A 19,723-nucleotide genomic window follows, 5' to 3' on the forward strand; every position below is an offset into this window, starting at 1 on the left:
GTCTCCTGTCGTCGGTAACGACAGCAACGTACGTGCGCGTGCGGGTGTTCCGCCATCCCCGCGGAATACCCGATGGAGTTTGCTACGACGCCTCGCGCGAGCGGTGTCGCCGCACGGCGGCGCGGTTGGCGCAGCGGACCGAGCAATAGCGCTGACGACCGTTGCGGGTGACGTCGACGACGACGTTCGTGCAGGGATCGGCCGCGCAGCGGGAGAGGCGGTTCATGCCGCGCGTGACCAGGTGCAGCGAGGTGCCGACCGAGATCACGGCGGCGAGCACGCGGGGCAGGGCCTCGTCGCTGTCGCGATAGTGCAGGTGCCACCCCTCGCCGTCGTGATCGGTGAGGCGCGGGTAGGCGGTGACGGCCGCCATCTGGGCGTTGAGCAGGTCCGCCCGCGCGTCGGGATCGGTCTCGTCGACGACGTGCAGCCAGTCGTCGATGACGGCCCGGGTGCGCTCGTGATCGTCGGATGCCACGGGGAACGTCATCGTCATCCCCATCTCGATCGTGCGGCGCTCGATCCCGTCGCGATCGGCGGGCCAGTCGTTGGCGAGCGAGGCGGCGAGGAGAACCGCGTACTCCCCGTAAGGGTTGAGATGCATAACGGCATTACATCACGCTGGATCCATGACCGCTTCGCGCACGATTCCCCTGGCCCCCTCGGCATCCGTCCACGAACACGCGTGGATGACGGAGTCGGTGCACCTCACGAGCGACGGGCGCGTGCGGTACGTGCGATGCGCCGGCTGTTCCGTACGACGCGTGGACGTCGACGCGGTCGCGGCTGCTCCGCCGACGGCACTGACGCGCGAAATCGGCTGACGCGGCGCCGCACCGCACGGTAGCGTCGAAGCAGACTGCTGACGGGGGACGCATGCTTGTTCTGAGCCTCATCGCGGCGATCGCGTGCGCGATCCTCGTGCCGGTGATCGCGCTGCACGTCTGGTACGCCATCGGGCTGTCGCGCGTTTTCGCCACGCACGGGGGTGAGCCCTGGCGCGCCTGGATCCCGCTGGTCAACGAGGCCGAGCTGTTCCGCCTGGGGCGGCTGGACCCGGTCCGCGCCGTCCTGCTCGTGGTCCCCGGCGTCAACATCTACGGTCTCGTGCTCAAGGCTACCGCCGCTCACCGCATCGGCCAGACCGCGGGGCGCGGGGCCGGTACGACCGCCCTCGCGGTGATCTTCCCGCCCGTGTGGGCGACGATCCTCTCGGCACGCCCGCGAACGGATGCCGCGCCTGCCGGCGATGTCGCCGATGAGCGTCCGATCGTTCTGAGTGAGACGGCATCCGGTCCGATCACCACCATCCCCGGCGCGAGCGCGGCCGAGGTCGCGACCGCCGGACGGCGACGGTCGACCGCCGTCGTGGCGGAGCCGGTCGCGGTGCCCGTGCTGCCCGGACCTGTCGATATCGACGAAGACTTCGAGCACACGTCGATCCATCCGTCGAGGCGTCGGTCGGTGGCGGCGGAAGACGCGGAAGCCGCGGATTCGGACATCGTTCCGGGGGTCGCCGCGCAGACGCCTGCCCCGGCGCCGACGGCCGACGCGGAGCCGGCCCTGACCCGGACGCCGGCGATGCCCATCGCGGCCGCGGCCCTCGACACGGAGGCGGCGGGGGGTCGCGACTCCTCCGCCGGACCCGGCGGCGTCGGTTCCGACCACAGGGACCGCACCTGCGGCGGCACCTGCTCCGGTGCCGCCGGCTCCCGCGGCGCCCTTCCCGACCGGTGCCGCTCAGGCCGCGACCACGTCGTCGGCTCCGGTTACCGGGCGGGACGACACCGGCTTCGACCGCGTGGCCGAGACCACGGACACCACGGCCGCCCCTCAGCCTGACGGTGCCGCCGCTGCGGCTCCCCTCGACGAGCTGACGCAGACCGCCCGCCCGCGCTCGCGTCGGCGCGGCGAGTGGACCCTCGCCCTACCCGACGGAGGCCGCGTGGCGCTGACCAGTCGCACGGTGGTTCTGGGCCGCAAGCCGGGGAACGGGGAAGACGCGGTGCAGTACGTCGCGGTCGTCGATGACACCCGGACGATGTCGAAGCAGCACGCGCGACTCGAGTGGACGGTCACCGGCTGGAGCATCACCGACCTCGACTCGACCAATGGAGTGACCCTCATCCACGACGACGGGCGCACCGAGCGGGTTCCGGCGGGTGCGTCCGCGATCGCGACCTCGCGCTTCCGGCTCGGCGACGCGAGCATCGAGTTGCGTCCGGCGACCGTCTGACGTCGATCGGCGATGGACTGATGCCGTCGAGTTCCTCCTGGTTCGCGCCCCGAAGGGCTCACGGCCGGTTCGTGCCGGCCGTGCTCGCGGCCGGTGGGCTCTTCCCGCCGCCGGCTATTCCTGCTCTTCGGGCCCGTAGAGCCCGCGGCCCGTGGGGGCGGCGCGCCGTGGAGTCGCCTCTTCGCGGCGACGGCTGACGTAGATCGCGAGAGCACCGATCGCGCCGAGCGCGATGAGTCCGGCCACGCCGACGCCCGTCGCGGTCGCGATGGCCGCGGCATCCGGTCCCGGCCCGATGACGACCGAGACCGCCTCGGGGGTCGCGGTGGGCGAGGCGGAGGGGCTGGCGGCGACGAAGGGGCTCTTGGGACCTCGCAGACCCGTCCCGGGAACCATCACGATCGCGTCGTAAGGCTGAACGACACCCCATCCGGAGATGTTGGAGCGCGTGTCGGGCTGCGCGCGGACGGCGGTCGCCTCGAGCCGGTACGCCCACTGGGCGGGGGTCTCGGTGGGGTGCGCGGATGCCACGAGCGCCGCCGCGGCCGACACGTAGGCCGTGGCCCAGCTCGTCGCGGGCTCGTCGGCCCCGACGACGCAATCGCCGCCCAGGGGCCATGACGAGGCGACCGCCTGACCGGGGGCGGAGAGGCTCACGTGGGGGCCGTGGATGCTCGCCTTCGTGACGACACCGCCCGACCCGACGGCAGCGACCCCGATGACACCGGAGAAGCCCGCGGGGTAACGCGCACCGTCCTTGTCGTCCTGCTCGGGGGAGTCGTTGTTCGAGCGGTTTCCCGAGCTGGCGACGACGAGGCTCCCGCGTTGCTGCGCGTAGGCCACGGCATCCGCGAGGGAAGCGTTCTTCTCGCTCGTGCTGATCGAGACATTGATGATCTGCGCACCCCGGTCGGCGGCGTAGCGGATGCCCTCGGCCAGCCGTTCGGTGTTCGGACCGAACCCCGCCTCGACGAGTTGCTTCTCGATACCGGCGTAGACGCGCACGGGCAGGATCTTCGCGTCGGGTGCCAGGCCCTGGATTCCCGAGCCGGAGATCAGCTGGGCGGCGATCTGACCGGCGATCACGGTGCCGTGCGCATAGTTGTCGGTGCGTCCCGACGCATCGGTACCGTCGGGGACGAGGTTGACCCCGGGCAGCACCGCGGCCTCGAGATGCGGGTTCACCGCGACCCCCGAATCGACGACGGCGACGGTCACGCCTGCCCCACGAGTGAGGGGCCAGGCCGACGAGCTCTGCAGCGACGCGAGCGCGGTGGGCGCGTCGGGGATGCGCGTCGAGGCAGTGCACTGGCTCTGCGTCGTCGCCGCCAGCACGCCGGTCGTGGGACCGACGGCGGACGCGGGTGACGGGATGCCGACCAGCAGCACCCCCGCCGCGGCAGCGAGGGCTGCCAGGCGAGCGGCGCGGGAGCGAAGGGTCACTTCGTCTCCGGCGTCTGCTGCGCGGCGCTCTCGCTCAGGGAGGGGCCGGTGCGCAGGAGGGCGGTCCACCCGTCGGGGATCGAGCCGACGTCGTTCGTGGAATAGCCGAGCCGCGCGATGGTGTCGTCGGTCGCGCCCGGAAGCGGGAACGCCGTGCCCGTGGCATCCACCAGTGTCAGGATGCTCGTGTTGTCGGCGCCTCGTCCGCCGGCGCGCACGAGAGCCCCGTGGCTGGGATCGACCCGGATGCCGGTGGTGACGGCGGTCGAGGTCGGTTGCGTGGCCAGGGTCGTCGTGGCCTGGCCTTCGCCGGCGGTGAGTACGGCGCAGGGACGCTGGCCCGAGGGGACGGTTTCGAAGCCGACCCGGGGCCACTCGTCGCCGAGGCCCTGCGTCGCGGTGGGGAGGCTGCGGATCTCGTCCGCGGTCACCTCGGTCACCTTGCCCTTGAGGGCCTCGCCGCTGCCCAGTTGGTACAGCTGCCACGCCAGGGGCGAGAGGGACTCGAGCACCCCGCCGGTCTGCACGAGGAAGCGCTCGTCTTCGGCGGCGCCGGCCTGCCGGATGACTTGGCCGACGCGCAGCGAGGTGTTCGTGACGGGCTGCCCGTAGTTCTGCAGTGTGATCGGGGTGAGCGCCGTACCGGCCGTGAACAGATCGAGCCACGATGCCGGCACGGTCACGGGGGAGAGCGAGGAGATCCCCGCGGCGCGCAGCACGGCGTCGGCGACTTCGCTCGAGACGGCGAAGCTCCGACCGCCCTGCACCACGTGGAGGATGCCGTCGACCGACACGACGACCGCGCGGTCCGTGGCGGGAGTGGGGGCCGCGGCCGCGGAGATGCGGACGTCGAGACCGGCGTCGTCGGAGACGCAGGCGCTCCAGCCGGTGTTGATCAGCCCGGATACGGGGGGCAGCTCGTCGGGAGCGCCGGTGATGCCGAGGGTGTCGCCGACGGGGGTACCGCCGAGGGTCGAGGAGTCGGTGGAGATCACGCCGTACTCGTTCGCCGGGAGCAGCAGACGGGCGCTGGCCGTGTTGATCACGGGGTGCAGCACACCGTCGACGGTGACGAAGCGGGCACCGGTGTCGGACACGAGGACGAGCTTGCCGTTCTCCCAGCCCGTCGGCAGACCGGGGCGGATGAGCCCGTAGAAGACGCCGACGAGCACCACGATCACGGTGAGGGCGATGGCGGCGATGACCGCGCGCAACGGCGAGCTCGGCTGCAGCTCTTTACCGCCGGGGGCGCCGCTGACGAATGCGGTGAGCAGGCGGCGGCGCGAGAAGTTCTGCGCCTCGATCAGGTCGCCCTTGGTGGCCATGCGTCAGGCCAGACCGGACGAGATGACCGCGAGGGGCAGGAGCGCTGCCAAAACGAGCAGCTCGGCCGTGTCGGCGAGGCGGATCAGCCGCAGGCGCGTCTTGGGGGCGAGCAACGTGACGGTGACGACGCAGACGGTGGCGATGGCCAGGACGACGAGGATGCCCACACGCAGACCCGGCTGGGCGAGCGAGGCCACGACCCCGGCCACGACGAGACCGATGATGCCCGTGGCCATGACGGTGAGCACGCCGGAGCGGGCGAAGGTCTGGCGCGAGGGGAACATCATGCCCGCGAACGCGAGGGCGCACACGAGAGCGCCGGTGGCGTTCTGCGCGGCGACCAGAGGAGTCGCCACCAGGATGGCGGCGGCCAGGGCCAGGCGCAGCCCCATCAGGACGCGCTTGCCCTGTGCCACACGGGCGGCCACGTCGTCGGCGTCGATCGGCTGCGGGTCGGCGAACATCTCGGCGTCGCTCTGGGGCGACACCACGCGCAGACGCGTGGTGCCGATGGCCAGCCAGGGCAGGGCCCCCGCGAGCGTGGCGACGACGCCGACCATGAGGGTCCAGACGGCGGGGGCGGGGAAGAATGCGGCGAGCGTACCGGTGACGCCCAACGCGCCGCCGGCCACGAGGGGCGCGAGCTGCAGTTCGGCCCGCTCCCGGGTGAGGGCGAGCGAGACACCCGCGACGACGAAGGCTCCGCCGCCGGCGGCGGCCATCGGCAATCCCCACATGTCGAGGGAGGCGGGCATCGCGATGAAGCCGGCGACGGCGGCGAAGAGGGATGCCGCCATCCCCAGGCCCTGGCCTGCCTCGCGCTGGCCGAGTCGTGAGACGACCGCGGAGACGACGAGCAGCACGACGGCTCCGCCGCCCGCGACGAGAGCGCCGAAGGGGAGGGCGCGACCGGCTGCGAGCAGGAGGACGGCGCACACGCCGAGCAGCGCGAGGCTGACCGCGAGGGCTGTGCGCGCGTTGTCGCGGGTGGTCCAGGGACGGTTCTGCTGGCTGGTGGCGTCGATGACGGCCTCGACGATGTCGTCGTAGACGCGCGGCTGGGCGACGAGACCTCCGCGCACGAGGGTCAGCACTTCGCCGTCGACGATGCCCTGCGCCGCGGCGCCGCGAGACGGATCGACGCTGGTGCCGTCCGAGCGCTGGAGCGCGTATCCCGCCGAGGTCATCGACGGATCGAGCACGCCGAGGGACCGGGCGAAGCCCGGGAGGAACTCGATCACCGGCACTTGCGCCGGAATCGCGATGTCGAGCCTGCGTCCCTCGCTCTGTACCGACAACCGCAGCAGCGCTCGTGTCGCATTCATGACGTCAGCCATCTGCGGCCCCCTCTTTCCGGACCGAAGCCCCCTGCGGTCAGACCCCGAAATCCTATCGGTGGGTCAGGGGTCGGATGTCAGTGGAAACGCGCCGCCGACGCGCGATCGGCGCTGACGTAGTCGTCGGCGATCGAGTCGGTGGCGTTCGAGATGCGTTGGAGCACGTCGCGCATCTGCTCGAGCGTGGCGCTCCACTGCTGCTGGGCGTTGTTGTACGCCGCCTGCGCGGCGCCCTCCCACTGTCCCCGCAGGCGAGCGACCTCGCTGTCGAGACCGCCCAGGGTCGCGTCGATACGCGCACTCTCTGATCGGAGCCGAGCAGCCGCAGCGTGCAGCGACTCGGGCGTGACACGGAAGTCGCTCACGACTGGCCTCCCAGCATCGTTCCGAGACCGTGGATGGTCGTGCGGTGCTCTTCTTCGACGGCTTCCTGGTCGCGTGCCGTGGCCTGCAGCGCGGCGCTGAGGGTGATGAGCACGTCGTTCAGCTTCCGCGCGCCCGCCGTCCACTCCTCGACGAGGATGCCGTACGAGCTCGCCGCGTCCCCCGACCAGTTGCCGCGCAGCTCGTCGAGTTCCGCGAGCACCCGCCTGGTGCTGTCGGCGATGTCGGCGTGCGCGCCATTCACCACCTCGGAGCCCCGGGCAAGGGCTCCCTCTTCCGCGGAAATGCGGTCAGACATGTCGTGTTCTCCTGTCGGAACCGTTCAGTGTGTCGAAGGACGAGATCACTCGTCGCGTCCGCCGGCTTGTGCGTTCTCGGACCGGGGGCCGATCTCCTCATCGTCCTCCATGCGGGGGGCGATGGGGCCACCGAGCCCGCGCGATGCCTCGTCGCGCCGGTCGGAGCGCGAGCCGGGCCCGCCCATTCCGCCGACGCCGCGGCTGCCGGCACCGGCTCCTGCGCCGCGGGCTCCGCCACCGGCGGCTCCGCCGCCAGCCGCGCCGCCGCCACCCGCGCCGCCAGCGCGCATACCGGCACCCTTGGCCGTCGATGCCGCGGGTGCGCCGCCGCCGGCGGCACCGCCCATTCCGCCGACGCCGCGGGTTCCGAGGCCGGAGCCGGCTGCGGCGGTCTTGCCGAGCAGGCCGCCCGAGCGACCGGCTGCGCCGGATGCTGCCGTGCCGCCCGCACCGCTGAACAGGCTGCCTCCGGGGGCGCCCGCGCCACGCGCGATGCTGCCGAGTGCGGCCGCGCCGCCTCCGCCTGCGATCAGGCCCGCGCCGAGACCCGAGCCGATGCCCGCTCCCGCGCCGCCGGAACCGCCGAGCGAACCGCCTCCGGGTACCGAGGGAACGACCCCGGGCAGGTTCGGGGTGCCGATGATCGAGCCGTCTGGAGTCGGCTCGGGCTTGATGGTGTCGAGGTCGATGATGGGGGTGTTGCCGTGGATCGGGCCGTCAGGTCGTGGCCCGATGACCCCCGGCTGTGGCATCGCGTTGTACTCGGGCTGCGAGTTGCCGCCGTCGTTGCCACCGGGGGTCGCGACGGGGGACGTGTCCCAGTCGGGGTACTGCTCGAAACTGCGTCCACCGGAGCGTCCGCCGCCTCCACCCCCGCCCCCACCGGTACCGCCTCCGGTTGGCTCGACGGTGTCAGTTTCGGAGAAGGTGAAGTTGAGTGGTGGGGGGTCGCTGACCTGGACGGCATCCATCTCGTCGGAGAAACCCTCCATAGCGGAGCGCGCGGCGGCCTCCCGTTGATCGGACAGATAGCCGTTGATCAGCCCGACGGCCCCCTCACCCGCGAGGAAGGAGATCGGTCCCAGCATGAGAGTCGCGCCGGTAGCAGCGCCACGGACCGCAGCTTCCTGACCCCCGGAGAGCGAGCCGGAGGGGAGTGTGTCGAGCGCATCTCGCGCGCGTGATCGAACGTCGTTGGCTTGATCAAGCCGCTGAGCGAGCTCGTCCTCGACGTAGGTGACTTGCTGAGCGATCTGTCTCGCAGCGGCACTGAATCTCGCCTGAGCGGCAGATCCGGCCTCTCCTGTGATGCCGGGGTCGCTTGCGACGCGGTTCAGAACCTCCCGCAATGCGTTCAAGCCGTTGACGAGTGAGCCTCGCGTGGGAACGTCCCACGGCTGGCCTCCCTCGGCGAAGTTCGTCAAACGCTGTTCCCAGGTACCGGTCACGGCGATGTCCCCTTTCTCGCCTTACGGCGTTGAGTGACGATGATGAGCACGGTGATGACCGCCGCGATGAGGACAAGGGCCACGATCCCGATGACGGCCCACATCACGAGGGATGAGAAATCGAAACCGCTGGTCGGGCTGTCATCGGCGTATTGGTCGAAGCTTCGGCCTCGATCCGGAGCCACATATCCGTTCGTCCTAGCTGCCGCGATCTGATCGGCTGTCGGAAACCCTGCGCTCTTATTCATGAGAGGTGTCTCATCGGGGAACGTCGTCGGGTCGACGGCGAGCAGGGTCGGGAGCCACGCCGCTCCGTAGCCGAAACCGTCTTCCGTCCGAGAGGGCTCGTGTCGTTCGCCGTTCGTCGTTGCGAGCATCGCCTGGATCAGTTGATTTCCCGTGCTCTCCGGAAACTTCTGAGCCGCGAGCGCAAGCATGCCTGCGACTATGGGAGATGCATTCGACGACCCGGTGGCCGTCGCTGATCCGTCCCACCCGGATTCGGTCCCGATCTCTGGGAACCGGTCGCCCCCGGCAACCACGGTCGTTTGTGGAATGATCCAGGGTGATCCGTCCGCGCTGGTCTGTAGGGCTCCGTCCGGTCCGATCGCAGATACGGCGACGACCCCATTCAGCGAGTCTCCGCCATCGGTGATCGGTGCGCCGAGCAAGTCAGCGGCGCTGGGATTGGCCGTCGCAGAAACAAGTGCCACTCCCCGGGCGATGGCGTACGCGATAGCAGGTGCGTCCGCTTCGTGCCGCTCCATACCTACCGCCGTGTAAACGATCTTCGCGCCGTCATCGACCGCGAGCTTGACGCCATAGCCCCACGCGGTCATATCCGTCTCGGTCGCTGAATCTGGGTAGCACGGGCGATCGTCCGGGCCGTACCCATAGAAAGTGACCTCAGCGTCGGGAGCGATCCCGCGAACTCCCCCGGATCCTGTGCCGTTGCCGATGAGCAAAGCTGTCATTGTCGTGCCGTGACGTGTGCCCTTGTCGGGGTTGGTAGACGTCATTGAAGGGTGGTCCTTGCATACCGGCTTGTCCGAGATGCGCAAATTCTGCCCTTCAAACACCGGAAGGGACGGGTTGATCTGCTCTTCCAGCACGGCCACCTTCACGCCGCGGCCGGTGATGCCCTCCGAATGTGCGGCATCAACGCCGTACTTGTCCCACCAGAAGTCGAGGCCGGTCGTCCCTGAGGTCGTCGCCGCCGAAGCCGGGGACGCAGCGCTCAGAGATATGAACCCGGCGACGAGGAGAACTGCTCCGAACGTTCGGAGCGGATGCCGCTTCACTGCAGGCCAAGGGCGCCGCGCACGCCGGCCTGCCCCCCGGCAGAGGCACCCGGCGAGACGCCCGCCGGAGGGGCCGTCGATGCCGCGTCGATGATCGCCGTGACCTGTTGTGCGTCGCTCGCGTTCATCTCGTCCCGCTCCTCCAACGTCTGAACGGCCTGCGAGAGGGCAGCTGCGTTCTGCGCGATGTATTGCCTCACCTCTTCGACGCGTGCACCGAGTGTCTCGGCACGGGTGCGGAGAAGCTGCGTGAACTGGGAGGCCGCAGGCTCGGTTCCATTGCCGTCGACGACGCCGATGATGGTCGCTGCGGGGAGCTCGTCGCTTGTTTGAACGACTTTGCTCACGTTCGCGCGAACGAACTCGCTGTCGAGCCGAATGACGGAGCCCATACTTCACTCATTTCTTCACGCGCGTGCGGCGAGCACGCGACGATGTTGCCGCGCGGAAAACTTGCGGCGGCCCGAACGGGCCGCAAGAGCCGGCGGCCGCCTCAGCGACCGCCGGCTCGAGACGACTCAGACGAAGCGGCCGGCGGCGGACTTGTCGGTCGAGGTGTAGCCCTGGGCGATTTCGTCGGTCTTGCCGGCGATCTGCTGCAGGAGCTCGTTCAGGCGGGTGATGGACTGGGTCCACTGGGCCTGAGCCTGGTCGTACGCGGTCTGGGCGTCACCATCCCACGAGGAGCGGAGGGCGTTGACCTGGGACTCGAGCTCGTCGAGGCGGGTGCGGATGCCGGAGGCACCGTTGCGGATCTGACCCGAGAGCGCGATGACCTGCTCGGGACGAACGGACATGGACTGCATGAGAGTTCCTTCTTTCGTGTCGAGCGGGTTCAGCCGAGCAGGGAGCCCAGGTTGCCGATGGTCTGCTGGTGCGACTCTTCCGACGCGGCCTGGTCGCGCTCCGTGCCGCGGAGGGCGTCCTCGAGCGTGACGAGCACGTTGTTGAGCTTGGTGGTTTCTTCGTTCCAACGCTGCATGAGCTGCGTGTACGAGCCGGCCGCGGCGCCGGTCCAGAAACCGGCCACCTGGTCGAGCTCGGTGCGAACCTTGCGCACCTGCTCGTCGATGCCCGACTTCGCGGTGTTGACCGCTTCGGCCCCTCGACGAAGCGCACCCTCCTGGGCTGCGATGAGATCTGCCACTGTGTCTCCTCGATGTTCCTCCGGGCGCGCCCGGGCGTTGCGGATCGAATACGCGCACGGGGATAGATGACCCGCACACGGCGTCGATGGAGGAACCGGAGCCCCCCACCGGACTTCGAACTTACGTAAAGCATCCCCCCGGTTCAAGCCTCTTGCGCAATTTGAAAGATGACAAAACTCTCATCTTTATCCCCGGTGAACCGTGGAAAGGCGAACACGGCTCCGTGCGGGACGGATACGCTGGTGCGGTTGCGGCCCGTGGGCCGGAGAGCGCGAGAACGAGGGGGACCGTTGAGCGCAGAGGTGGTGCAGGGGCGTCGTGTGGCGCTCATCGATGGCGAATCGCGGTTCGACCTGGTCGTTCCTCTTCGCGCCCGCGTCGACGACGTGCTGCGCGCAGCCGGTTCCGACACCGCCCGCGGCACTCGTGTGGTGGGAATCTCCGGCCGCGAGATCGACCGGGCGACCGCCATGACCTCGCTCGACGACGGCGTCATCCTCGTCCTGGTCGACCCCGGCGCCTCGTTGCCCGACGCCGTCGCCCGCGCCGCTGCGGCTCCGAACGCCACACGAGTCTCGGCCGTGTGGTGGGTGCTCGCGGCGGGGGGCGGCATCCTGGCTCTGCTTCGTCTGGTCGGCGGTGACGGCCTGCCCCCCTCTGTGCGGGGGGCCGTTGCCGTGCTGGCCCTGGTCGCCGCGCTCGTCGCGGGCGCGGTGTTCGCCCTGCGCGCCCGAGCGCGCACGGCGATCCTTGCCCCCGTCGTGGGCGTCGTCGCGCTGGCCTTCGGCGGTGGTGTCGCCGTGGTCCCCGGGCTTCCCGCCGCCGCTCCCCTCGTCGCCGTCTTCACGGGTCTGCTCGCCGCGGCCGTCGTCGCGGGAGTGATCGGGGTGCTCGGTGCCACCGAGACGCTGCGCGCGCAGAGCCGTACCGCGACGATCGTGCTGGCGGTCCTCGCCGCCGTCTGGGGGTTGTCGCTGCTGATGCACCTCGACCCGTCCGCGCCCGCGGCCGTGACGCTCGGCCTCGTGCCGGTCGCCCAGCGCGTGCTGCAGTCGAGCCTCGTCGACGTGGCCCCCGGCACCTTCATCGACTACGGCCGCTTCCAGAGCACGCGCTGGACGGTCCGGCAGAACCTCCCCGATGAGGTCCGCACGATCGAAGCCGACGACGCCGACGCACTGGTCGAACGATCCACCGCCCGCCTCACGATCGGGGTGGTTCTGTTGATTGCCGCCGGGGCCGCCAGCGCGTTCACGGCGCTGCCGACATTCGACACCGACAACCCGGTAGTGCTCGGCGGTCGCATCGCTCTGGCGACGACGGTCGTTCTCGCCCTCCTCCTCAGCTCTCGCCGCAGCACGGTGCCGTTCCTGCGGTGGGTGGAACGCCTGGGGGCCGCCGCCGTGGTGGTCGCCGTCCTGATGGCGCTGCTGCCGAGGGTGTCGCCCGACATGCTGGTCGTCTTCGCCGGCATCCTCCTGGTGGTCGGTCTCGGATCCGCCCTGCTGGTCGTTCCGGTGGGTCGCGGACTGCGTTCTCTGGGCTGGTCGCGCACCGGCGACATCTTCGAGGCGCTGGCCACGGCGTTGTCTCTTCCGGCGGGCATGCTCGCGGCCGGAGCGGTGGAGATCGCTCGTGCGATGATGGCGACATGACGCAGCTGACGCCGTTCGGCGCGCCCGCGACGGTGGGGGTGCGCGTAGGAGCCTTCAGTGTCGACGCGGCCCTCGTGGTCATCGTCTCGGTCGCGGCATCCCTTCTCGCCTCTCCCGTGCTGGGGGCGGCGGTCGCCGCCGAGGCCCTGCTCGGTCTGTGGATCCTGCAGGCGCGACGCGGACTCACCCCCGGTGCGCTGCTCTTCGGTCTGCGCACCGCGCGGGTGGAATCGCCCGTCGTCCCGGGGGCCGGACGCGCATTCGTCCGGGGCCTGCTCGTCGTGATGGGAGGCGTCGTCCTCCTCGCCGGCGCGTGGGTCGTCGTCGCCTCGGCGGCATTCGACAAGTCGGGCCGTCGGCGCTCCTGGGCCGATCGCGCCGCGGGAACCGTTCTGCTAGCGGTTCCTCGCGGAAAGCAGGCTCCGGATGCCGATGAGCCCCGCGTCCTGTCCGAGCCCACGGTCCAACGCACCGGTGCTTCGCGCGAACCCCTGCGGATGGACGCCTCGGCGGCGGCCCTGCCTCTCGCTCCGGCATGGGACGCCCCCATCATCGCCATCGAGGCTCCCAGTGTCGCCGGGGAGCGCCCCGCGACCGTCGCACCCGAACCCTCGGCTCCGGCGCCGACCGCTCCCGCGCGCACCCCGGGCGTTGGCCGTGCGCAACTGCTCGTCGTCTTCGACACCGGTCAGCGCGAACAGTTCGACCTTCCCGCAGCCGTCAACTTCGGTCGCGCCCCCGTCGCGGATCAACCGAACGACGTGCTCATCTCGGTCGACGACCCCGATCGCCTCATCTCCAAGACCCACCTGCGTCTCGAGCATGACGGCGAGACCGCGTGGGTCACCGACGCCGGATCCACCAACGGATCGGAGCTGATCGACGACGACGGCACCGTCCACGTGCTGCGCCCCGGTTCCCGCACCCTGCTCGAGGAGGGCACCCGCGTGCGCCTCAGCGAACGTGTCTTCACCCTGAGTCGTCTGATCGGAGGTCCGGTGTGAGCACGGGTCCGCGCATCGCCCCGCCGTCCTTGCCCAACGGGCGGATCGTGCTCCAGCCGCCACCCGAACTCGTGCCGAACGAGGGGGGCAGCGGCATCCTGACCTCCCTCCTGCCGATGCTCGGAAGCGTGGGCGCCATCGTGATGGTGACCATCTCGAACAGCGGGCCGACGGGCTTCCTCATCGGTGGCATGTTCCTGCTGTCGTCCCTCGGCTTCGTGGCGGTCAACGGGTGGCGTCAGCGCGCCCAGCGCAATGCGCAGGTGCTCGGCAATCGCCGCGAGTACCTCGCCTACCTGTCCGACCTGCGTGACACCGTGCGCGTCGCGGCTCGCAAGCAGCGCCGCCATGGCGGGTGGATCATGCCGGCCCCGGCCGCTCTGCCGTTCATTGCCGAGGAGCGCTCGCGCGTGTGGGAGCGCCAGCCCGGCGACGAGACGTTCCTCCTCGCCCGCATCGGCGTCACCGACCAGCCGCTCAGCCTCACGCTCGAGGCGCCCGAGCTCCCGCCCCTGGCCCAGCTCGACCCGGTGGCCGCCTCGGCCGCGCACCGCTTCATGCTGACTCACGAGATGCAGCGCGATCTGCCGCTGGGATTCCCCCTCGGCGACTACTCGCGCATCGAGCTCGTGGGCTCCGACGAAGACGCGGTCCGCAGTCTCGCGCGCTCGCTGGTGGCCTCCGCCGCGACCCTGCACGACCCCGAAGACGTCATCATCGCGATCCTCGCCGGTCCCGCGCAGATGCCCGCGTGGGACTGGGCCAAGTGGCTCCCGCACGCGATGTCGTCGCGCGTGCAGGACCGACTCGGGCCCGCGCGCATGATCTCGGCATCCCTCGACGAACTCGTCGACATGCTGCCCCCGCAGCTCTCCACGCGTCCGCGCTTCACCCCGGGCGGCGGGGTGACCCCGCACGTGGTGCTGATCGTCGACGGCGTCGAGACCCCCACCAACAGTCCGCTCGTCGGTCTCGAGGGCGCGCAGGGCGTGACCGTGATCGACCTTCCCCCGCGGTGGGACGAACTCGACGACCCGCACGTGGCGCGCGTCGCGCTCGCCGAGGCGCCCGTGGTCGCGCGGGGGCGTCGCGCCGAGTCGAAGTCCGTCGTCGCCCCGGCGGAGTTCATCGACGGCGCGGGCCGGGCCCAGACCTTCCTTCCGGATGCCATGACCATCGCCGAGGCCGAGGCCACCGCCCGACGGCTCATGCCGCTGCGGCCGGCGCCCATGGTCGTCGTCGATGCGCCGACGACGCAGGGCCAGCTGGAGCTCACCGAGCTCCTGGGGCTGCCCGACGTCCGGACCGTGAACTTCGACCAGGCGTGGACGCGCCGTCTCGAGCGCGACCGCCTGCGCGTGCCGATCGGCCAGGAGCCCTCGGGCACGCCCCTCGTCCTCGACCTGAAGGAGTCCGCGTCGCAGGGCATGGGCCCGCACGGCGTGATGGTCGGCGCGACCGGTTCGGGAAAGTCCGAGGTGCTGCGCACGCTCGTGCTGGCCCTCGCCATGACGCACTCTCCGGAACAGCTCAACTTCGTGCTCGTCGACTTCAAGGGTGGTGCGACCTTCGCCGGTATGGCCGAGATGCCGCACGTCTCGGCGGTCATCACCAACCTCGGCAGCGAGCTGGCTCTCGTCGACCGCTTCCAGGACGCCCTCCAGGGAGAGGTGGTGCGTCGCCAGGAGCTGCTGCGCGCCGCGGGCAACTTCGCGAACGTCGGCGAGTACGAGACCGCGCGTCTCGGCGGTCGATCGGATCTCGCTCCTCTCCCGGCTCTGCTCGTCGTCGTCGACGAGTTCTCCGAGCTGCTGACGGCCAAGCCCGAGTTCGTGGACAGCTTCCTCAACATCGGTCGCGTCGGTCGATCGCTGCACGTGCACCTGCTGCTGGCATCCCAGCGTCTCGAAGAGGGCAAGCTGCGCGGTCTCGACACGTACCTGTCGTACCGGATCGGTCTGCGCACCTTCTCGGCCGCCGAGTCGCGCACGATCATCGGCACGCCCGACGCGTACACGCTCCCGCAGGAGCCCGGAGTCGGCTTCCTCAAGAGCGACACCGAGAACCTCGTGCAATTCCGCGCGGCGTACGTGTCGGGTCGGCCGAAGGGCAATGCCCGCTTGAGTGTGGACGATCCGGAGTCCGGAGCGACCGGGCCCGCGCGCGTCGAGGTCTTCACCGCTCTCGCTCAACCCGACGTCGATCCGGTCGAAGAGAATACGGATGCCACTCCCGCGGCGATCGCGACTCCGGCCACCGACAAGCGCTCCACCTTCCAGATCGCCGTCGACCGCATGAAGGACCGCGGCCCCGAAGCGCACCAAGTGTGGCTGCCGCCGCTCGCCGACCCCGCCCCGCTCGACGAGCTCATGCCCGACCTCGCCGAGGACCCGGCGCTCGGACTCGTCTCGCGTCGCTGGCGCGCAGCGGGCGCTCTGACCGTGCCGATCGGCGTGGTCGACATCCCCCTCGAGCAGCGCCGCGACCACCTCACGGTGTCGCTCGGCGGTGCCGCCGGTCACGTCGCGATCGTCGGTTCGCCCCTGAGCGGCAAGTCGACCCTCGCGCGCACGCTGGTCTCGGCTCTGGCGCTGACGGGAACCCCGCAGGAGTTCCAGTTCTTCGTGCTCGACTTCGGCGGCGGCGGCTTCACCGCGATGCAGCAGCACCCGCACATCTCGGGTGTGGCCACGCGCACCGAGCCCGAGGCCGTCCGCCGTGCGATCGCCGAGGTCGAGGCCGTGCTCGATGCGCGCGAGCAGTATTTCCGCCGCAATGCCGTCGACTCGATCGAGACCTATCGCTCGCGACGCCGCGAGGGGCGTCTCGACGACGGCTTCGGCGACGTGTTTCTCATCGTCGACGGCTGGTCGACCCTGCGGTCGGAGTTCGAGCCGCTCGAGGCGCGAGTGCAGACGATCGCCGCTCGAGGCCTCAGCTTCGGCGTACACGTCGTCGTCACCGCGAACCGGTGGCTCGAGATCCGTGCGAACCTCAAGGACCTCATCCAAACGCGCCTCGAGCTCCGCCTGGGCGACCCCACAGACTCCGACGTCGATCGCAAGCAGGCGGCCAACGTCCCGGTCGGCCAGCCCGGCCGCGGTCTCGCCGTGTCCAAGCTGCAGATGCTCACGTCGGTTCCGCGGATCGACGGGTCGGACGATCCCTCGACCATCGCGGACGGCGTCGCCGACATGATCGGCAGGATCGCGAACGCCTGGCACGGGGAGCCGGGCCCGAAGCTGCGACTGCTGCCCGAGAACATCTCGCTCGACGAGGTGCGCGCTCTCGCCGAGCCCGGTGACCGACGCATGCTGCTCGGCATCGAGGAAGCTCAGCTGTCGCCCTTCGGCATCGATCCCCGCGTCGAACCGCACCTGTTCGTCTACGGCGACTCGGGGATGGGCAAGTCGTCGTTCCTGCGCGGTGTGGCCAAAGAGATCCAGCGGCTGTACACGCCCGCTGAGGCGAAGATCTTCGTCGTCGACTACCGCCGCGCTCTGCTCGGCGAGATCCCCGACGAGTACCTCGGCGCGTACCTCACCTCGCACGACCTGGCCACGGGTGGGATGAACGACCTGTCGCAGTACTTCTCGACGCGTATCCCCGGGCCCGATGTCACGCCGACGCAGCTGCGCGAGCGCAGCTGGTGGAAGGGCGCCGAGGGCTTCATCCTCGTCGACGACTACGACCTCGTCGCCACGAGCCAGGGGAACCCGATCGCCGTGCTGCAGCCCCTGCTGGCGCAGGCCGGCGACCTGGGGCTGCACGTCATCCTGACCCGTCGGTCGGGTGGCGCTAGCCGCGCGGCGTACGATCCGATCATTCAGCGCTTCACCGACCTGGGTGTCACCGGCATCCTGCTCGGCGGAAACCCCGAAGAGGGCGCGCTCATCGGTCGCGTGAAGCCCGAGCGCGCGGCTCCCGGTCGTGCCCAGATCGTCAGCCGTGAGCAGGGTCTTCTCGCCTCGCAGCTGGTGTTCTCCCCGCCGTCGCACTGATCCGGCGTTCCTCCCCAGGAACGTGTCCCGCCCCGGCATCCCCGACGGATGCCGGGGCGGTGTGCGTGTCGGTGGCCCGGGTTACCGTTGAGGGGTGACTTACCCCGGCGCCGCATCCGAGTCGTACGCCGACGCGCCGCCCGAGCCGTACGACCTGCCCGAAGATCCCTACGCCGGCGTGGACTGGGATCCCGACCAGTTCGCACCTCCCGAAGACGTCGATGCGCCGCCGCCGCCCGTCGACCCGTCTTCGCCGTTCGCCCGCGCCGCGACCGTCACCGGCACGGCGCGAGAGCTCCCGGCCGTCCGCGACTTCACGGGGCGCGACCCGCGAGAAGTCCTGCACGAGGTCTACGGCTACGACGCGTTCCGCGGCGACCAGGCCGAGATCGTGCAGCACGTCGTCGGCGGTGGCGACGCCGTCGTGCTCATGCCGACCGGCGGCGGCAAGAGCGTCACGTACCAGGTGCCCGCGCTCGTGCGACCCGGTACCGGCCTGGTGGTCAGCCCGCTGATCGCGCTCATGCACGACCAGGTCGAGGCCCTGATCGCCAACGGCGTGCGCGCGGGCTATCTCAACTCGACGCAGGCGCCCGCCGAACGGCAGGCCGTCGAGCAGGCCTATCTCGCCGGAGAGCTCGACCTGCTGTACGTCGCACCCGAGCGTCTGAACGGCGCACAGACCCTCGCGTTCCTCGCGCGCGGTCGACTCAGCGTCATCGCCATCGACGAAGCGCACTGCGTGTCGCAGTGGGGCCACGACTTCCGGCCCGACTACCTCGCCCTCGGCGACCTCGCCGACCGCTTCCCCGACGTCCCGCGCATGGCACTGACGGCGACAGCCACCCCGGCCACCGCCCAAGAGATCGTCGAGCGTCTGCGTCTGCGCGACGCCCGCGGGTTCGTCGCCAGCTTCGACCGCCCGAACATCCAGTACCGCATCGATGCCAAGGTCGACCCGCGTCGGCAGCTCGTGCAGTTCATCCGATCGCAGCCCGAGGGCTCTGCGGGAATCGTGTACGCCCTGAGTCGAAAGAGCGTCGAGCAGACGGCGGCCTATCTCAGCTCGCAGGGCCTCGACGCCCTGCCGTACCACGCGGGTCTCGACGCCTCGGTGCGCGCGGCGAACCAGTCGCGGTTCCTTCGCGACGACGGCGTCATCATGGTCGCCACGATCGCCTTCGGTATGGGCATCGACAAGCCCGACGTGCGCTTCGTCGCGCACATCGATCTGCCGAAGTCCGTCGAGGGCTACTACCAGGAGACCGGCCGCGCCGGCCGTGACGGAGACCCGTCGACCGTGTGGATGGCCTACGGCCTCGGCGACGTCGTGCAGCAGCGCCGCATGATCGACCAGTCGCCCGGCGACCGCTCCTACAAGATGCGGCTCGGGCAACACCTCGACGCCATGCTGGCCCTGTGCGAGACGGTCGGATGCCGTCGGCAGAACCTCCTCGACTACTTCGGGCAGCGATCCGAGCCGTGCGGCAACTGCGACACGTGCCTCACCCCGCCCGACACGTGGGACGGCCTCGTCGCGGCGCAGAAGCTGCTGTCCACGATCGTGCGCCTGCAGCGCGAGAGGGGTCAGGCTTTCGGCGCCGGTCACCTGATCGACATCCTCCGCGGCGCGAAGACCGAGCGCATCGCCCAGCAGGGCCACGACCGGCTCAGTACCTACGGGCTCGGGGCCGACCTGTCCGACCAGGACTGGCGGAGTGTGATCCGACAGCTCCTGGCGCGCGGGATCATCGTCGCGCAGGGCGACTACGGCACCCTCGCCCTCAGCGAGGCGTCCGCGGGCGTCCTGCGCGGCGAGACCCCGGTGCCGCTGCGTCGCGATGCCCTGGGCCGCACCGGCAGCAGCGGCGGCTCGAGCCGCGCGCGCAAGAGCAGCGCCGACGACGTGGCCCCCGGCGACCGCGACCTGTTCGAGGCGCTGCGCGCGTGGCGGGCCGAGAAGGCCCGCGAGCAGGGGGTCCCGGCGTACATCGTCTTCGGCGACGCCACGCTGCGGGCGATCGCGGCCGCACGTCCGAGCTCCGTCGGCGACCTCGACGGCATCACCGGCATCGGCGCCAAAAAGCGCGAAGCATACGGTGACGGCATCCTGACCGTGGTCGCCGCGAACTGACGGCGCC

General features: G+C 70.6%; 18 protein-coding genes. 7 read left to right on the top strand and 11 right to left on the bottom strand.

Annotated elements, in window-relative coordinates; all coding sequences use genetic code 11:
- Window positions 1-82: 82 nt before the first annotated feature.
- The gene (locus tag NE358_RS01605; protein ID WP_289940793.1) at window positions 83-604 is read right to left on the bottom strand and encodes a CGNR zinc finger domain-containing protein; all 522 of its coding nucleotides are present in this window, start codon (window positions 602-604) and stop codon (window positions 83-85) included.
- Window positions 605-629: 25 nt separating this feature from the next.
- Between NE358_RS01605 and NE358_RS01610 the strand changes: the two genes are divergently transcribed.
- Genes NE358_RS01610 through NE358_RS01620 form a run of 3 tightly spaced genes read left to right on the top strand, consistent with a single transcriptional unit; the run spans window position 630 to window position 2,236 of the window.
- Window positions 630-824, top strand: a complete 195-nt coding sequence (locus NE358_RS01610; RefSeq protein ID WP_116238745.1) for a hypothetical protein — start codon at window positions 630-632, stop codon at window positions 822-824.
- Window positions 825-876: 52 nt separating this feature from the next.
- The gene (locus NE358_RS01615; RefSeq protein ID WP_499318203.1) at window positions 877-1,842 is read left to right on the top strand and encodes a DUF5684 domain-containing protein; all 966 of its coding nucleotides are present in this window, start codon (window positions 877-879) and stop codon (window positions 1,840-1,842) included.
- Window positions 1,802-2,236 (top strand): FHA domain-containing protein, encoded by a 435-nt coding sequence (locus NE358_RS01620; protein WP_499318205.1) that lies wholly within the window; start codon window positions 1,802-1,804, stop codon window positions 2,234-2,236. Before NE358_RS01615 ends, NE358_RS01620 begins: the two co-directional genes overlap by 41 nt.
- Before the next feature lie 114 nt (window positions 2,237-2,350).
- Here NE358_RS01620 and NE358_RS01625 read toward each other — a convergent pair whose 3' ends face one another.
- From NE358_RS01625 to NE358_RS01670, 10 genes are all read right to left on the bottom strand, one after another.
- Entirely contained in the window at window positions 2,351-3,679 is a 1,329-nt protein-coding gene (locus tag NE358_RS01625; protein ID WP_141376492.1) for a S8 family serine peptidase, read from the bottom strand.
- Window positions 3,676-5,004, bottom strand: coding sequence for a type VII secretion protein EccB (gene eccB, locus NE358_RS01630; protein WP_103206901.1), 1,329 nt, complete (start codon window positions 5,002-5,004; stop codon window positions 3,676-3,678). Before eccB ends, NE358_RS01625 begins: the two co-directional genes overlap by 4 nt.
- A gap of 3 nt (window positions 5,005-5,007) precedes the next feature.
- Window positions 5,008-6,342 carry a type VII secretion integral membrane protein EccD gene (eccD, locus tag NE358_RS01635; protein WP_103206900.1) on the bottom strand — a complete coding sequence of 445 codons (1,335 nt, stop codon included), beginning with the start codon at window positions 6,340-6,342 and terminating at the stop codon, window positions 5,008-5,010.
- Window positions 6,343-6,419: 77 nt separating this feature from the next.
- A complete protein-coding gene (locus NE358_RS01640; protein ID WP_103206899.1) occupies window positions 6,420-6,707 on the bottom strand; it encodes a WXG100 family type VII secretion target in 288 nt (95 codons plus the stop codon).
- The gene (locus NE358_RS01645) at window positions 6,704-7,024 is read right to left on the bottom strand and encodes a WXG100 family type VII secretion target (RefSeq protein WP_074695998.1); all 321 of its coding nucleotides are present in this window, start codon (window positions 7,022-7,024) and stop codon (window positions 6,704-6,706) included. The genes NE358_RS01640 and NE358_RS01645 overlap by 4 nt, the downstream gene beginning before the upstream one ends.
- 45 nt (window positions 7,025-7,069) lie before the next feature.
- Window positions 7,070-8,113: a hypothetical protein gene (locus NE358_RS01650; RefSeq protein WP_499318209.1), complete on the bottom strand. Its 1,044-nt coding sequence runs from the start codon at window positions 8,111-8,113 to the stop codon at window positions 7,070-7,072.
- Window positions 8,114-8,469: 356 nt separating this feature from the next.
- Entirely contained in the window at window positions 8,470-9,774 is a 1,305-nt protein-coding gene (locus tag NE358_RS01655; protein ID WP_180993387.1) for a S8 family peptidase, read from the bottom strand.
- Entirely contained in the window at window positions 9,771-10,166 is a 396-nt protein-coding gene (locus NE358_RS01660; protein WP_116238739.1) for a hypothetical protein, read from the bottom strand. The genes NE358_RS01655 and NE358_RS01660 overlap by 4 nt, the downstream gene beginning before the upstream one ends.
- A 126-nt stretch (window positions 10,167-10,292) precedes the next feature.
- A complete protein-coding gene (locus tag NE358_RS01665) occupies window positions 10,293-10,571 on the bottom strand; it encodes a WXG100 family type VII secretion target (RefSeq protein ID WP_103207114.1) in 279 nt (92 codons plus the stop codon).
- Window positions 10,572-10,609: 38 nt separating this feature from the next.
- Entirely contained in the window at window positions 10,610-10,921 is a 312-nt protein-coding gene (locus tag NE358_RS01670) for a WXG100 family type VII secretion target (RefSeq protein ID WP_055831852.1), read from the bottom strand.
- A gap of 291 nt (window positions 10,922-11,212) precedes the next feature.
- On the opposite strand from NE358_RS01670, the gene NE358_RS01675 reads away from it, so the two are divergent.
- The 4 genes from NE358_RS01675 (at window position 11,213) to recQ (ending at window position 19,716) form a co-directional block, all read left to right on the top strand.
- Window positions 11,213-12,577: a hypothetical protein gene (locus NE358_RS01675; RefSeq protein WP_146035519.1), complete on the top strand. Its 1,365-nt coding sequence runs from the start codon at window positions 11,213-11,215 to the stop codon at window positions 12,575-12,577.
- Window positions 12,574-13,581 carry an RDD family protein gene (locus tag NE358_RS01680; protein WP_289940818.1) on the top strand — a complete coding sequence of 336 codons (1,008 nt, stop codon included), beginning with the start codon at window positions 12,574-12,576 and terminating at the stop codon, window positions 13,579-13,581. The genes NE358_RS01675 and NE358_RS01680 overlap by 4 nt, the downstream gene beginning before the upstream one ends.
- A complete protein-coding gene (gene eccCa, locus NE358_RS01685; protein WP_499318211.1) occupies window positions 13,578-17,582 on the top strand; it encodes a type VII secretion protein EccCa in 4,005 nt (1,334 codons plus the stop codon). The genes NE358_RS01680 and eccCa overlap by 4 nt, the downstream gene beginning before the upstream one ends.
- Before the next feature lie 94 nt (window positions 17,583-17,676).
- The gene (recQ, locus tag NE358_RS01690) at window positions 17,677-19,716 is read left to right on the top strand and encodes a DNA helicase RecQ (RefSeq protein ID WP_371861597.1); all 2,040 of its coding nucleotides are present in this window, start codon (window positions 17,677-17,679) and stop codon (window positions 19,714-19,716) included.
- Window positions 19,717-19,723: the final 7 nt, after the last annotated feature.

The sequence above is a fragment of the Sphingomonas sp. G5 genome, from assembly GCF_052660795.1.

Coding starts and splice junctions, on each gene's coding strand:
- NE358_RS01660 (WP_116238739.1), bottom strand. CDS start 10,166: ATGGGCTCCGTCATTCGGCTCGACAGCGAGTTCGTTCGCGCGAACGTG.
- NE358_RS01665 (WP_103207114.1), bottom strand. CDS start 10,571: ATGTCCGTTCGTCCCGAGCAGGTCATCGCGCTCTCGGGTCAGATCCGC.
- NE358_RS01610 (WP_116238745.1), top strand. CDS start 630: ATGACCGCTTCGCGCACGATTCCCCTGGCCCCCTCGGCATCCGTCCAC.
- eccD (WP_103206900.1), bottom strand. CDS start 6,342: ATGGCTGACGTCATGAATGCGACACGAGCGCTGCTGCGGTTGTCGGTA.
- NE358_RS01615 (WP_499318203.1), top strand. CDS start 877: ATGCTTGTTCTGAGCCTCATCGCGGCGATCGCGTGCGCGATCCTCGTG.
- eccB (WP_103206901.1), bottom strand. CDS start 5,004: ATGGCCACCAAGGGCGACCTGATCGAGGCGCAGAACTTCTCGCGCCGC.
- NE358_RS01680 (WP_289940818.1), top strand. CDS start 12,574: ATGACGCAGCTGACGCCGTTCGGCGCGCCCGCGACGGTGGGGGTGCGC.
- NE358_RS01645 (WP_074695998.1), bottom strand. CDS start 7,024: ATGTCTGACCGCATTTCCGCGGAAGAGGGAGCCCTTGCCCGGGGCTCC.
- NE358_RS01605 (WP_289940793.1), bottom strand. CDS start 604: ATGCATCTCAACCCTTACGGGGAGTACGCGGTTCTCCTCGCCGCCTCG.
- NE358_RS01650 (WP_499318209.1), bottom strand. CDS start 8,113: ATGCTGGGACCGATCTCCTTCCTCGCGGGTGAGGGGGCCGTCGGGCTG.